This is a genomic window from Streptomyces sp. NBC_01244, from assembly GCF_035987325.1.
GTDB lineage: Bacteria > Actinomycetota > Actinomycetes > Streptomycetales > Streptomycetaceae > Streptomyces.
Genome location: NZ_CP108488.1, coordinates 610,455 through 623,574, shown reverse-complemented (window position 1 = coordinate 623,574; position 13,120 = coordinate 610,455). Strand labels below are relative to the sequence as shown.

The window sequence follows — 13,120 nt, the reverse complement described above, 5'->3', positions numbered from 1 at the left end:
GGTTCAGCGGCGGTGGATCCGGTCGATGCCGTACCACTCCGACACGCAGGCGGCGACCCAGTCACGCTTGTAGGTCTTCGTGAAGAACGGCTCGGCGAGGCTGCCGATGTACAGGGGCTTGTAGGCCACGTCCGTCGCACCGCGTTCGGCCTCGGCCTCGATGCGCGCGTTCTGCGCGTCCCAGGCGGTCGAGCGTGCGACCGTCATGGTCGTGAGCCGCTGGACCTCCGGGATCAGGACGGCCACCGCGGCCAGCGCGAGGCAGCCCGCCGCCACGGCCCCGGTCAGGAGGGCCGGGACGGCGTTGCGGTGTTCCCGGAGCCGGCGCCCGCCCCAGGCGCCCAGCAGGGCGCCGTAGCCGCAGAGCGCCAGCTCCATCGGCACCAGGTAGCTCGTCCAGGTACGGGCGTACGTCCACCCGGTCGGCCCGTAGCCGCTGCGCAGGCCCACCGCCACGGCGAACGAGCCCAGGATCACCACGGGCACCGGGAGCAGCAGGAGGGCGATCATCGTGCCGCGCGGCACGGTCCGGCGCGGCTCCCGCTTCTCGGGTACGACACCGCCCGGGCGGGCCCTGCCCAGGACCATCGCCAGCCCCAGCAGCACGCCGACGGCGGCGGCTCCGAGGTAGGCGGGCCGGCCGGTGACGGAGTCCCACATGCGCAGCCAGTCGTCGAAGGTGGCCCGGAGTTCGCCCGCGGACAGCAGGGACTCCTTGGCCGGCTGCTGCGCCCGGCGCCACCGGGCGCCGGGGGAGGTGTAGAGCACGATCAGGCCGGTCACCAGGCCCGAGCACCAGACGAGGCACCAGGTGAAGGGCTGCCAGTTCCGCGTCAGTCCGAGCCGGGGCACGCAGAGCAGCCCGACCAGCGTCGCGAGGAGACCGCTGACGAGTGCGAACGGCTCGCTCAGGGTGCCGATGGCGAAGGCGATGAGGAACGCGCCGACCAGACCGGTCACCCGGACGGCGGTACGGGGATGGGAGGCGGTCCGCAGGGCCAGCAGGAGCGCCCACACGCCGATGACGCTCGGTATGGTGTGCGAGATCGTGGCGGGGGCCCACAGCAGGGCCTGGTAGCTGCGGGGGCCCGCGAAGTAGACCAGTGCCTGGATGACCAGGGCGCACGCGAGCAGGACCGACAGCCGGGGCCTTCCGCCGATGAACCGGACGAATTCGCGGCCCAGCAGCACCAGTCCCACGGTGAACGTCACGGCTATGACCGCGGGCAGGACCTTGGCCCCGACCAGTCCGTCGCCGTAGATGATCCCGCTGAGGAAGGCGTTGGTGATCCTTCCGTTCTGCGTCATGTAGAAGTCGGAGGTGATGCCGAAGACCCCCATGTCGCGCGACTTCCACGCGGCGCACCAGTCGTCGGACGTGGGCCGCACGTAGAGACCGAGGAAGCATCCGACGGCGACCAGTGCCCCGGCCGCCGCGACGAGTACCGCCCCGGTGGCCGCGAAGACTCCGCGCAGGAGCGGGCGGCGCCGGCCACCGGTGTCCCTCACCCTCTCCCTCTCGGTCTCGCCCTGGCCCTCAACTGTGCTCATGTACCTGTCCTTCGCAGCGGAAGCCGGCCGTGAGAAGCGGCCGACGCGCCCGCCGCCCCGCGGTGACCTGGGGCCCGCGGAAATCCATGATGTGCACGGCCCGCGGCCCCCGGCATCCTGGGTGCGCCAGGACGGGTACGGGGCCACGAGGCCCCTCCGCGCTCCCGGGTCACCCGCGCGGCGGGCCTTCCGTGGCAGCCTACGCGGGGCGCTCCCACTATGGGGAATCAGGGTCCGCACGCACGCGGGCCCGGCGGAGGGAGCGGCGATGCCCGGTGTCCGACCCGGCCGTTGGGTGGTCGTCACGGCGGCCCTGGCGAGCGTCGCCGTACCCGTGTGTACTTCGGGCCCTCCCACCGCCCGGCACCCGGGGCAGGCCACCCGGTACACCACCCCGTTCGAGGCCGGGCACACCACCCCGTTCGAGGCGGCACACCCCGGGGACCGGCACGCCGAGCAGCAGGACGGCGGCCCGGCGCCGTTCGCCCTGCCCGTGGGCCACCGGGCCCGTTCCGGCGCCTGGCCCGGGCACGCACACCGGACGGCGCTCGAGGCCCCCACGGCGGGGCTCCTGTCGAACACGACGGCAGCCGAGGGCGTTCCGCCGTCCCTCGCCGCGGACGCGCGCTACGTCCGGGGGAGTCACGTCCTGCGGCTGGCCTCCGGCCGGTGGATGTACCTCCCGGACGGCAGGACGGCCTCGGCCGTGGTCGCCGCCGGCCATCCGGCCGCCCTGCGGCAGATCGAACGCAGCCGGGCCTGGCTGGCCTCCGGCCGGGTTCCCGGCACCTCGCCCGAACAGCGCGCGGCGGCCGAGCGGGCCCTGCTGGCCATGCGCGCCCTGCTCCTGCCCAACGGCGCCGTGGCGGCCGGCTGGAGCCACGGCTGGAAGTACTCCTGGCCGCGCGACTCCAGCTTCGCCGCGGCGGCCTTCGCACACACCGGACACGACGCCGAGGCCCACCGGATCCTGCGTTACAGCGCCGCGACCCAGCGCGCCGACGGCACCTGGGAAGCGCGTACGAAGCTCGACGGATCCGGGCCGCCCGACGCCAGGAGCCCGCAGCTCGACGCCAACGGCTGGGTCCCCTGGGCCACCTGGCAGTGGTACCAGAAGGCCCCCCGGGCCACCCGCAGGGCCCGGCTGGCCACCCTCTACCCGATGATCCGCAAGGCGGCCGACCACGCGGCGGGCTCCCTGCGGGCGGACGGGCTGCCCCCGGCCTCCCCCGACTACTGGGAACTGACGACGCCCACCGCGAACATCGGCACGGCCGCCCCGCTGCTCGCCGGGCTCAACGCCTCCGCCGACCTCGCCCGGGAGGCGAACCGGCCCGGGGACGCCGCCCGCTGGGCCGGCGCCGCGCGGCGGCTGTCGGCCGGGATCTCCACGCGCTTCCTCCCCCTGGGGTACCAGCGCACCGTGGACGGACGCCACGGGCACGACAGCGCGGTGGCCTTCATGGCGCCCCCCTTCAACGAAGCCCCCGCCGGCCTGGCCGGGGCGCTGGACACCACGTACCGGGAACTGCTGCTGCCCAACGGCGGGCTGACGCCCGGGAACGATCCCGGGGCGCGCTGGGGCGCCTACGCCTGGACCCCCAGTACGGGCTTCTTCGCGCTCGCCTGGGCCGGCACGGGCCGACCGGAGAAGGCCGGGCGGGTCCTGGACTGGGTCCTCTCCAAGCGGAACGCGCTCGGTGAACTGCCGGAGAAGGTGGACGGTTCGGGCCGGCCCTGCTCGGTCGCCCCTCTCGCGTGGACGGGCTCCATCGCCGTCCTGGCGCTCGTGGCGCTCGAGGGCACAGGGCTCCCGACCCCGCCCCTGCGCCCGTAGCGGGCCGCCGCGGCGGCCCGCTACGGGCGACAGGACCTAGGGGCTGCCCGGTGCGCCCTCCGGCGGCGGGACGGCCGGGTACCAGGGAGCGGAGGGAGGCCGGCTGCCGCGCTGCCCGGCGGCGCCCGAGGGAGGAGTCGTGACGTGCAGACCGGCGTCCAGACCGAGAACGGCGCCGACGGCCGTGCCGTCCTCGGGATTCAGGGCCGCCGGGGCACCCGTGTAGTACATCTGGGATTCGTACCAGGACGGTCCGCGGTCCGTTTCCGAGATGCCTATCGTGCCCGAACCCGCGCGGCCCGCGAACAGGTCCCCCGCGATTCCGACGGAGCCGTAGCCGCCCTGGCCGCCCAGCTCGTCGAGCGGGGAGAACTTCGGTACGGGCCCGTCGGTGGTGGCCGTGCTCGTGGCGAAGGTGCCCGTGCCGGGGCGGCGGAAGTACAGGGCGACGGCCTCGCCCTCCGCGCACGCCGCGAGCGGCCCGGTGGTCGCCGGCAGCTTGGTGGGTACGGGGGGGCCGAGCGGGGCGTCGGGTGCGTGCTGGATCCAGGCGAACACGCTCTGGGCCGTGGCCGCGTACACGTGGCGCCGGCCGGACGCGTCCGTGGCGGTGACCGGGTCGCCCTGCAGGCCGGCGCCGCCCAGGGAGGCCCACGCGCCGAAGGCGCCGTCGGGGGCCGCCTGCGTGCTGGCGCGCAGGGTGCGCCGGGAATCGCGTACGTAGACGGTGATCCGGCCGGTACGGTCCTGGGCCACGGCCGGTCCGCTGATCGCCGAGGTGCCCGTCACGTCGTCCTTTTCCGGGGTGCCCAGCGACAGCCACGGGCCGAAGTCGCCGTCGGGCGCCGCCTGCACGGAGTACACCAGGTCGCGCCGGTATTCCTTCGGCGTGGCGCCCAGCGTGGTCCGGGTACCGAAGACCCCGACCCTGCCGTCGGGGAGCCGGACCGCCGTCGCACCCGTGTCCATCCCGGTTCCGGCGAGGAACTGGGGCCCTGTCCAAGGGGTGTTGCGTCCGATCCGGGACCAGTAGGCCATCCGGCCGTCCAGCACGGCGAAGGCCCACAGCCGGCCGGATGCGCCCTCGGTCATCCAGGAGCTGACATCGCCCCGGCTGTAGCGGATGGTCCGGTTCCAGCCGGCGCCGGTGGGCCGGGTGGCCGTCTTGCGGTCGCCGCAGCCGGCGGGGCTGCCGCACCAGTTCTGGTGGTCGGTCCAGGCGTAGGTCTTGAGGTAGCCGAGCTTCTCCGCGGCGGTCTTCGGGTCGAGGGCCGGGGGCAGGGCGGTGGTGGGATAGCTCATGTAGTTCTGGATGGAGAAGTGCGGCCGGTCCGTGGACTTCGCGTAGCGCTCGGCCGCGGCCTGCACGAACCGGGCACCGTAGAGATGGTCCTGGTGGTCGAGGAAGTTGCCGCCGATGCGCGTCCGGCCGGGCGTCGGGTCCTGCGTCCGTATGGTGGTCGGCCGGTACATCGCGAATATCCCCGCGATGGCCTCCACGACCTGATCCTTCTTGTACGAGAACCCGGGCTTGACCGGAGTCCCCGAACTCACCTGGACACCCAGGGCGGGGACGCGGCCGTCCCACAGTCCGCGCAGGCTGTCCGGATTGTCCCCCGAGATGCTGCGGGCCTCCCGCAGCTGCATCCACACCAGGTTGACCTCGGGCCGCGCCACGAGGACGTCCACTTCGGCGCTCCCGCCGCCGACGGTGGGTATGGAGCGGCGCTGCCAGGCGCTGGTGCGGTCGCCGGTGCTCATCTGTGCGTAGGCGGCCCGTATGCCGTTCTGCCGGGCCTCCGCGTAGGCGGCGTGGTTGGCGGGGACGACGGGGTCCTGCAGGTGCGGGCCGTGGGCCTCGTTGTGGCCGTCGGACTCGCCGGCGGTGAGGAAGACGGTGGTGACCTTGATGCCCGTCGCTATGGAGCGGCTCAGGTCGGGGTTCATGAAGAAGAGGTCGTCGTCGGGATGTGCGACGACCTGGAGGACCGTGCCCTCGGTCACACTCGGGCGGGGGGCCGCCCCGGGGGCCGCCGGTTCCGATATGGTCCCGTCGCCGTAGGCCCAGGTCGTCACTCCGACGGCGCCGACGGTGAGCACGGTGAGTACGGCCGCGAGGCGGGTGCGGCTGGCCAGGGACATCTGCAACGCCTCGGGAGTCGGTCGGTCGGGTGCGAAGTTGGGCTGCGGGGCGGGTCGATGCCCCGTTGGCCCCACCGCTCTCCGGAGACGACCGGGTCTGATTATGCCTCGCGCGCGTGCGCCTGACACACCGTCAGGTCCGGTATCCATCGACATCGAGTGACTTTCCCCCTATCACCCATGTTGGGCCTTTTTGTCCCTATACATCAGGAGTGGATCCCTGCCCCGTGCCCCCGTGAACCGCGCCGCCCCCGCCGAGGCCGCAGGCCCGGCGCATCCGGCTGTCCGCGGAGCCCGTCCCCTGGTGGGCGCGGCAGCGGCCGCCCCCGCGGCACCTGGCGAGACGTCGGCGGCCGGGTCGCGCAGCGTCCCCGTGGTCGCGCGGGGAGGGTGCTTCGCGTGTGAGCGGATCCACACGGCGGGCGACACTGCCCGAGGTTCGCGGCGGGCCGCACGCCAGGCCGACGATCGTCTCGAATCCGTCGCGCACGGTACACCCCCCACCATGATCAACATACAGGGGCGCAGGGGGCTTGCGGCAAGCCCGGGGGCGTGTCGAAGAATCGTCGGCCGGGGCCGCGACCCACGGCCCCTCGCCTCTGCCCACATACCGGAATGGGAGTTGCCGCATGCGTGTGGTGTTGTCGACGTACGGGTCGCGCGGGGCCGTGGAGCCGATGGCGGGGCTGGCGGTGCGGTTGCGGGAGTTCGGTGCGGACGTGCGGATGTGCGCACCGCCCGACGAGGAGTTCGCGGTACGGCTGGCCGGGCTCGGCGTGGAATCGCTGCCGGCCGGCAGCGCGGTGCGCCCGCTGGTGACCTCGGTGACGCCGGGATCGGCGGAGGGCCTGGCCCGGCGGGCGGCTGATCTGATGACCGCGCAGTTCGACATCGTCGCCGCGGCCGCCGAGGGGGCGGACGTGCTGGTGGCCACCGGTCCGCTGCCGGTCACCGCGGGCGCGCGGTCGGTGGCCGAGAAGCTGGGTCTGCGCTACGTGCACGCGAGCCACCAGCCGGTCAGCCTGCCGTCGCCCCACCGGCGGCCGCCCGCGCGGCGGGGGCAACCGCTGCCGCCGGACGCCACCGACAACCTGGCGCTGTGGGACCAGGACGCCCGGATAGCGGACGCCATGTTCGGCGAGACGCTCAACACCCTGCGGACGGCGGCCGGCCTGGCGCCGGTGGACTCCGTCCGTGACTACGCCTTCACCGCCCACCCGTGGCTGGCCGCGGACCCCTTCCTCTCCCCGTGGCAGCCGACGGCACTCGGCGTGGTGCAGACCGGAGCGTGGTGCGCACCGGACGAACGCCCGCTCCCCGCCGAGCTGGTGGAGTTCCTGGATGACGGCCCCCCGCCCGTCTACCTGGGCTTCGGCAGCATGCCCCAGGGCGCGCTCGAAGGGGTCGCGCGGGCGGCCGTCGAAGCGATCCGGGCGCGGGGCCGCCGTGCGGTCGTCTCCCGGGGCTGGGCCGAACTGGCCCTGGCCGACGGCCGGGACGACTGCCTCCTCGTCGACGAGGTCAACCATCAGGCGCTCTTCCGCCGGGTGGCCGCCGTCGTGCACCACGGCAGCGCGGGCACCACGACGACCGCCGCGCTGGCCGGTGTGCCCCAGGTGGTGCTGGCCCAGGGGGCGGACCAGCCCTACTGGGCCGGCCGGGTCACCGACCTGGGCATCGGCGCGGCCCACGAGGGCCCGGCCCCTGCCGCCGAGGCCCTGTCGGCCGCACTGCACACGGCCCTGGCCCCGGAGACCCGCGCCCGTGCGGCCGCCGCGGCCCCGGCGGTCCGCACCGACGGGACGACCGTGGCCGCGCGGCTGCTGCTCGAGGGGGCCGCCCGGACCGCTTGACCTCCACTCCGGCCGAGGTGCCACCGGCCGGGGACCCGGGCGGCGGGCCCGGCCGGTGGCCCCGGTCGGCCCCGCCCTCATCCGGTCGGCCCAGCGCGCCCCAGGGTCGAATCCGCAGGCCGGGGCCGTACGTTCCGCATCCCGTCGGGCCCGCCGTCTATCCCGGCCCGCCCCGCGGATGGGAACCTGAGGCTGCCGCTCAGCCGAGCGCGGGGCGCCCGCACCCTCCCCCCGACCCGGGTCGCCCCCCTGCCGCCGACCTGCCAACAAGGGAGTTCACCGCATGCAGACCCGTTCAGCCGATGATGCGCGCAAGCGAGTGGTGTGGGGGATAGCCCTCGTCCTGATCGCGGTCACGGCGCTCCTCGGAGCCGGGCCGGGGGCCGCCACGGCGACCGCCTTGCCCGCCCCGCCCGTCCCCGTGCTCACCTGGGGCCCCTGCGCCGACGACCAGGGCGACGGCTTCGAGTGCGCGACCGCGCAGGTGCCGCTGGACTACCGCGAGCCCACGGGAAGCACGATCCCGCTGGCCGTCACCCGCCGGCTCGCGGCCGACCCGGCCCACCGCACCGGCGTCCTGGTGCTGCACCCCGGCGGACCCGGCAACTCCGGCGTGAACTTCGCCCGCAACAGCTACGCCGCTCTCCCCGCCGCCCTCCGTGACGGCTTCGACGTCGTCGGGTACGACATGCGGGGCGTGGCCCGCAGCGGCCAGGTGGAGTGCTGGAACGACGCGGAGTACTCGGCCGCCGTCGACGCCGCGCGCGGGGTCCCCGGACCGGGAGCCCTGCGGACCGCCATCCGGCAGGGCCAGGAGTTCGCCGCCGCCTGCCGGGAACGCGCCGGCGGCCTCGTGCCGTTCATCGGCACCGGGTCGAACGCCAAGGACCTCGACCTGCTGCGCCAGGCCCTCGGCGAGGAGACGCTCACCTTCTACGGCCGCTCCTTCGGCAGCTATGTCGGCACCGTGTACGCCGCCCAGTTCCCCCGGCGCGTGCGGGCCATGGTCCTGGACGGGGCCTACGATCCGCGCCGCTACGCCGACGTGCCGTACGCCTACGACGCCGCGCAGTTCACCGCGCTGGACACGGCGGTCGGCCGGTTCCTCGACTGGTGCGCGCAGAACGCCACCGCCTGCGGATTCGGCGCGGGCAAGCCCCGGGAGGCCTTCGATCAGCTCAAGCGGGACCTCGACGCCGATCCGGTCATCACCCCGAGCGGACGCCCGGCCACCGGCTACACCCTCGCCTACCGCCTGATGTTCAACATCAACTCGGGCAAGGAGATCTGGCCCTACCTGGGCGAGGCGCTGGCCGCGGCCCAGGCGCACAAGACCTCCTTCCTGCTGTCACCCCCCTCACCCGGGTCCTTCGACTTCCTCAACGTCAACCTGGCCGTCGAGTGCGCCGACCGCGTCTACCCGACCAGCCGGCTCCTCCTGGGCGCCATGGTCGGCGCACAGTCCGCCTCGGCGCCCCTGCTCGGCCCGCCCATCGGCCTCGGACCGCCCACCTACGACCACAACCACGCGCCCGCCTGCGCGCAGTGGCAGGCGGAACGCCCGAGCCGCTACGAGGGCTCCTACCGGGCGGCCGGATCCGCCCCGATCCTGGTGCTCGGCACGACCGGGGACCCGGACACTCCGTACCGCGACGCAGTGGTCCTGGCCGGGACGCTGGAGGCCGGCCGGCTGCTGACCTTCGACGCCGAGGGTCACACCGCCTACAACCGGAGCGCGTGCGTCAGCGCGCTCGTCAACGACTACCTGGCCACCCTGGCCCTGCCCGCACGGGGCACGGTCTGCGCGGACGAGACGCCCCCGGAAGCGCTCGGCCGGCGCACCACCGGTCCCGTGGAAGCCGACGAGACGAACGACGTGATCCCCACCCTGCGCTGACGGGGGATCCGCCTCGGCTGCCCGCCCGGGCCGCTCGCCTCAGCCGGCCGTCGCGGGTGAGCCGGGGCGGGCCAGGCGGGCGAGGTAGCGCACGAGTCCGGTCGCGTCCTCGCCCGCCCAGCCCACGTACCCGTCGGGCCGGACCAGGAAGAGCCCCTTGCCGTACGGCTCGTACGGTCCGATCCGGTGGACGTGCAGGAACTCCGAGCTCACGGGCGGCAGTTCGGCATCCGTGCCGACGGCCAGCAGCGTGAACTGCGGCCCCCGGAACAGGTCGAAGAGCCTGCGCCCGTCCGGCAGGGGGCCGTCGGGGGCCCGGTCCCCGGCCTCCAGCGCGCCCGCGGCCCCTTCGGAGAGGGGGCCGCCCCGATAGCCCAGGCCGAGCTGGCGGGTGGCGTCGCCGCGCTCCGCCTGGCCGCGGTGGATCCGCGTGGACAGGCCCAGTACGTGCGCGGCGACGGGCTGACGTTCCTGCTCGTAGGTGTCCAGGAGCGCGGGGTCCGCGCCGTGGCGCAGCACCTGTCCGAGTTTCCAGCCGAGGTTGTAGGCGTCCTGGACGCTGGTGTTGAGGCCCTGGCCGCCGGCCGGGGAGTGCACGTGGGCGGCATCGCCCGCGAGCAGCACCCGGCCGGCGCGGAACCGGTCGGCCATGGCGGCGCGGGGCCTGAAGTCGGAGGCCCACCGGACCTCGATGACGTCCTCGGCGCTCAGGTGGGTCAGGGCGGCGACCGCGGCCGGGATCTCGAGGGCGTCGCAAGCCTCGGTCCGCGCGACGAACTGGTGCTCGTCGGTGCCGGGCAGCGGGCACAGCGCGGCGAAGCCGCCGTCCGCTCCCGGGAACAGGTGCCAGTGGTCGCGGTCCAGGGCGCCGGGGCGCAGCCGGACGTCGGCCACGGCCATCGGTGCGGGATCCACGGTCTCGCCGGTCATGCCGATGTCCAGGGCCTTGCGGACGGTGGAGCGGCCGCCGTCGGCGGCGACCAGGTAAGCGGCGCGCAGGGTACTGCCGTCCGAGAGGTGCGCGCTCACCCCGTCGGCGTCCTGGTCGAAGCCGGTCAGGGCGGCGCCGAAGCGGACCCGGCCGCCGAGCCCGGTGAGGCGCTCGAACAGGATCTCCTGGGTGCGCCACTGGGGCAGGAGCCGGGCCCGCGGATGCGGCTCGGTGTCCGTGGGGCCGCCGACGCCTGCGTCTCCGAGCATGTCGTGCTCGCCCACGGGCCTGCCGTCCTGCCAGATCCGCCCGATCGGTGCGTGGGCGCTCGCCTCCCGTACCGCGTCCCCCACTCCGAGGTCGTCGAAGACCTCCAGGGTCCTGGGCTGAAGCCCCTTGCCCCGAGAGCCGGGGAAGAGGGCGTCGGCCCGCTCGACGACCAGTGCGTGGACGCCGCGGCGGGTGAGGTCGAGGGCCAGGGCGAGTCCCGTGGGGCCGGCGCCGACGACGAGCACGTCGGGAGCTCCGATTTCCTTAACGCTGTTAAGTGCGGTCATGGGTACGAGAATGTGCTTAACGCTGTTAAGTTGTCAAGGTGGTGAAAGAAGAACGAGAAGCGAAACCCGAACGGGCCCGGCTCGACCGGGCGACGGTGGCCGCCACCGCCCTGCGCCTGCTCGGCGAGGTGGGGCTGGAGGGGCTGACCCTGCGGGCCATCGCCAAGGAGCTGGACGTCAAGGCGCCCGCCCTGTACTGGCACTTCAAGGACAAGCAGGCCCTGCTCGACGAGATGGCCACCGAGATGTTCCGCCGGATGACGGCGGACCTGGACGCGGCCCGTCCGCCCCGGGACTGGGTGCGGGCACTGGAGGCCGCGATGCGGGGCCTGAGGGGGCACCTGCTGCGCTACCGGGACGGAGCCAAGGTCTACAGCGGTACGCACTTCACCGACATGAGCTACGCCGCTCCGATGGAAGGCCATCTGCGGACGCTCGTCGCGGGCGGCTTCACGGCCGCCGGGGCTGCCCGGGCCTGGTTCACCGTCTACAGCTACACCATCGGGTACGTGATCGAGGAGCAGTCGATGGGCCCGCTGCCCGGCTCGGACGGTGAGGGCTACGACCTGGAGGCCCGCGCCGAACGGCTCGCCGGCTTCCCGCTGACGGCCGAGGCGGGCCCCGAGATGTTCCGCGACCAGGACGCCGGCTTCGAAGCGGGCCTCGCGGCGGTGCTCGCGGGCATCGCCACGACCCTGCTCCCGCCGACCGCGCGGCCGGCCCCGCAGGGCCCGTGAGCCCCGCCCGTCACGCCGGCCCCGTCAGGCCGTCGGAGCGGCGACCGCCGCGCCCGGCACCTCGCGGCGGAGCGCCGGCGCAGGGGCGGTGACCATGACGGCGGCCGCGACGGCGCCCAGGAGCATGATGCCGGCCGCCCACCAGAGCGCGACCCCGAAGCCGTGCACCAAGCCCTGGGCCTCGATCAACCGCTGCGCCGGGGACCCGGGGACGCGGTCGGCCGACTCCGCCGGACCCGCGAGGTGCGCGGCGACGTAGGCCGTCGCGGCCGTGCTGGCGATGGTGTTGAGGAGCGCCGTTCCGATCGCCCCGCCCACCTGTTGGGCCGTGTTGACCGTGGCCGAGGTGACCCCGGAGTCCCTCCGCGCCACGCCTTGGGTGGCCGTCGACATCACGGGCATGAACACCAGGCCCATGCCGAACCCGAGGACCAGCATCGCGGGGAGCACATGGGTCGCGTACGCGGAGTCCACCGTCAGCCGCGTGAGCAGGACCAGGGCCAGGGTGGCCAGGAGCAGCCCGGGGACGATCAGTGAGCGGGGGGCGAGCCGGTCGAGGAAGCGCGCGGAAACCTGGGTGGCCCCGGTGATGGTCGCCAGGGTCATGGGGAGGAAGGCCAGCCCGGTCCTGACGGGGGAGTAGCCGAGGACGAGCTGGAAGTAGTAGGTCATGAACAGGAACAGGGCGAACAGGCCGATGGTCGCCAGGGCCATGGTGACGAGGCAGCCGGCTCGCGTCCGGTCCCTGATGATGTGCGGCGGGAGCATGGGGTCGCTCGCTCGTGTCTGCCACCAGGCGAACACGGCGAGCAGGGCGGTACCGCCGGCGAGGAGGCCGATGACCAGGCCGTCGGACCAGCCGCGCGGTTCGGCCTCGCTCAGCCCGTAGACGATCGCCACGAGTCCGCCGCATCCGAGGACCGCTCCCGGGACGTCGAGCTTCGCCCCCGTACGTCCCGTGCCGCGCAGGACGGCGAAGGCGCCGATGACCGCGATCGCGGCGATGGTCACGTTCACGTAGAGGCACCAGCGCCAGTTCAGGTACTCGGTGAGCAGGCCTCCGGCGATCAGGCCGACGGCGCCGCCGCCGCTCGCGATCGCCGCGAACACGCCGAAGGCCTTGGCGCGTTCCCTGGGGGTGTCGAAGGTGGTGGCCAGAAGCGACAGGGCGCACGGCGCGAGGAGCGCGGCGAAGACCCCTTGCAGGGCCCGGGCCGCGAAGAGCATCCCCGGTCCGCTCGCCGCGCCGCCCAGGGCGGAGGCGAGGGCGAAGCCGCTCAGGCCGATGACGAACGCCCGCCTGCGGCCGATGAGGTCCGCGAGGCGCCCGCCGAGCAGGAGCAGCCCGCCGAACGCCAGCGAGTAAGCGGTGATCACCCACTGCCGGTTGCCGTCCGACATCCCCAGATCGCGCTGGGCCGAGGGGAGCGCGATGTTCACGATCGTGGCGTCGAGCACGACCATCAGCTGGGCCAGCCCGATCACGGCCAGCGCCCACCAGCGCCGGGGATCGGGAGGGCCCGCCGGTGCGCCGTCGGCGGGCCGGGGCACGGCTTCGGACATCGGGCCGGGTGAGGTTCCGCTGGCGGACGTCATGCGGTCAGCCAAACACGGA

Annotated in this window: 8 protein-coding genes; 4 read left to right on the top strand and 4 right to left on the bottom strand. The window is 74.3% G+C overall.

What is annotated here, in order from left to right:
• Nucleotides 1-3 precede the first annotated feature (3 nt).
• Nucleotides 4-1,551, bottom strand: coding sequence for a DUF6056 family protein (locus OG247_RS02580; RefSeq protein WP_327250624.1), 1,548 nt, complete (start codon nt 1,549-1,551; stop codon nt 4-6).
• 268 nt (nt 1,552-1,819) lie between these two features.
• Between OG247_RS02580 and OG247_RS02575 the strand changes: the two genes are divergently transcribed.
• A complete protein-coding gene (locus OG247_RS02575; RefSeq protein WP_327250623.1) occupies nt 1,820-3,388 on the top strand; it encodes a hypothetical protein in 1,569 nt (522 codons plus the stop codon).
• Nucleotides 3,389-3,424: 36 nt separating this feature from the next.
• On the opposite strand, the gene OG247_RS02570 is transcribed toward OG247_RS02575, so the two are convergent.
• Entirely contained in the window at nt 3,425-5,530 is a 2,106-nt protein-coding gene (locus tag OG247_RS02570) for a PIG-L family deacetylase (RefSeq protein ID WP_327250622.1), read from the bottom strand.
• Between the two features lie 629 nt (nt 5,531-6,159).
• Here OG247_RS02570 and OG247_RS02565 point away from each other — a divergent pair.
• Both OG247_RS02565 and OG247_RS02560 read left to right on the top strand, forming a co-directional pair.
• On the top strand, nt 6,160-7,383 hold the full coding sequence (locus tag OG247_RS02565) for a glycosyltransferase (protein ID WP_327250621.1): 1,224 nt from the start codon (nt 6,160-6,162) through the stop codon (nt 7,381-7,383).
• Between the two features lie 283 nt (nt 7,384-7,666).
• Entirely contained in the window at nt 7,667-9,280 is a 1,614-nt protein-coding gene (locus OG247_RS02560) for an alpha/beta hydrolase (protein ID WP_327250620.1), read from the top strand.
• A 39-nt stretch (nt 9,281-9,319) separates the two neighbouring features.
• Here OG247_RS02560 and OG247_RS02555 read toward each other — a convergent pair whose 3' ends face one another.
• Nucleotides 9,320-10,768, bottom strand: a complete 1,449-nt coding sequence (locus tag OG247_RS02555; RefSeq protein WP_327250619.1) for an FAD-dependent monooxygenase — start codon at nt 10,766-10,768, stop codon at nt 9,320-9,322.
• A gap of 38 nt (nt 10,769-10,806) precedes the next feature.
• Here OG247_RS02555 and OG247_RS02550 point away from each other — a divergent pair, with 38 nt between their 5' ends.
• Nucleotides 10,807-11,505: a TetR/AcrR family transcriptional regulator C-terminal domain-containing protein gene (locus OG247_RS02550; RefSeq protein ID WP_327250618.1), complete on the top strand. Its 699-nt coding sequence runs from the start codon at nt 10,807-10,809 to the stop codon at nt 11,503-11,505.
• A gap of 24 nt (nt 11,506-11,529) precedes the next feature.
• Here the strand turns inward: OG247_RS02550 and OG247_RS02545 are convergent, their stop codons facing one another.
• Nucleotides 11,530-13,101: an MFS transporter gene (locus OG247_RS02545; RefSeq protein ID WP_442813204.1), complete on the bottom strand. Its 1,572-nt coding sequence runs from the start codon at nt 13,099-13,101 to the stop codon at nt 11,530-11,532.
• Nucleotides 13,102-13,120 lie beyond the last annotated feature (19 nt).

Coding starts and splice junctions, on each gene's coding strand:
- OG247_RS02580 (WP_327250624.1), bottom strand. CDS start 1,551: ATGAGCACAGTTGAGGGCCAGGGCGAGACCGAGAGGGAGAGGGTGAGG.
- OG247_RS02575 (WP_327250623.1), top strand. CDS start 1,820: ATGCCCGGTGTCCGACCCGGCCGTTGGGTGGTCGTCACGGCGGCCCTG.
- OG247_RS02570 (WP_327250622.1), bottom strand. CDS start 5,530: ATGTCCCTGGCCAGCCGCACCCGCCTCGCGGCCGTACTCACCGTGCTC.
- OG247_RS02565 (WP_327250621.1), top strand. CDS start 6,160: ATGCGTGTGGTGTTGTCGACGTACGGGTCGCGCGGGGCCGTGGAGCCG.
- OG247_RS02560 (WP_327250620.1), top strand. CDS start 7,667: ATGCAGACCCGTTCAGCCGATGATGCGCGCAAGCGAGTGGTGTGGGGG.
- OG247_RS02555 (WP_327250619.1), bottom strand. CDS start 10,768: ATGACCGCACTTAACAGCGTTAAGGAAATCGGAGCTCCCGACGTGCTC.
- OG247_RS02545 (WP_442813204.1), bottom strand. CDS start 13,101: ATGACGTCCGCCAGCGGAACCTCACCCGGCCCGATGTCCGAAGCCGTG.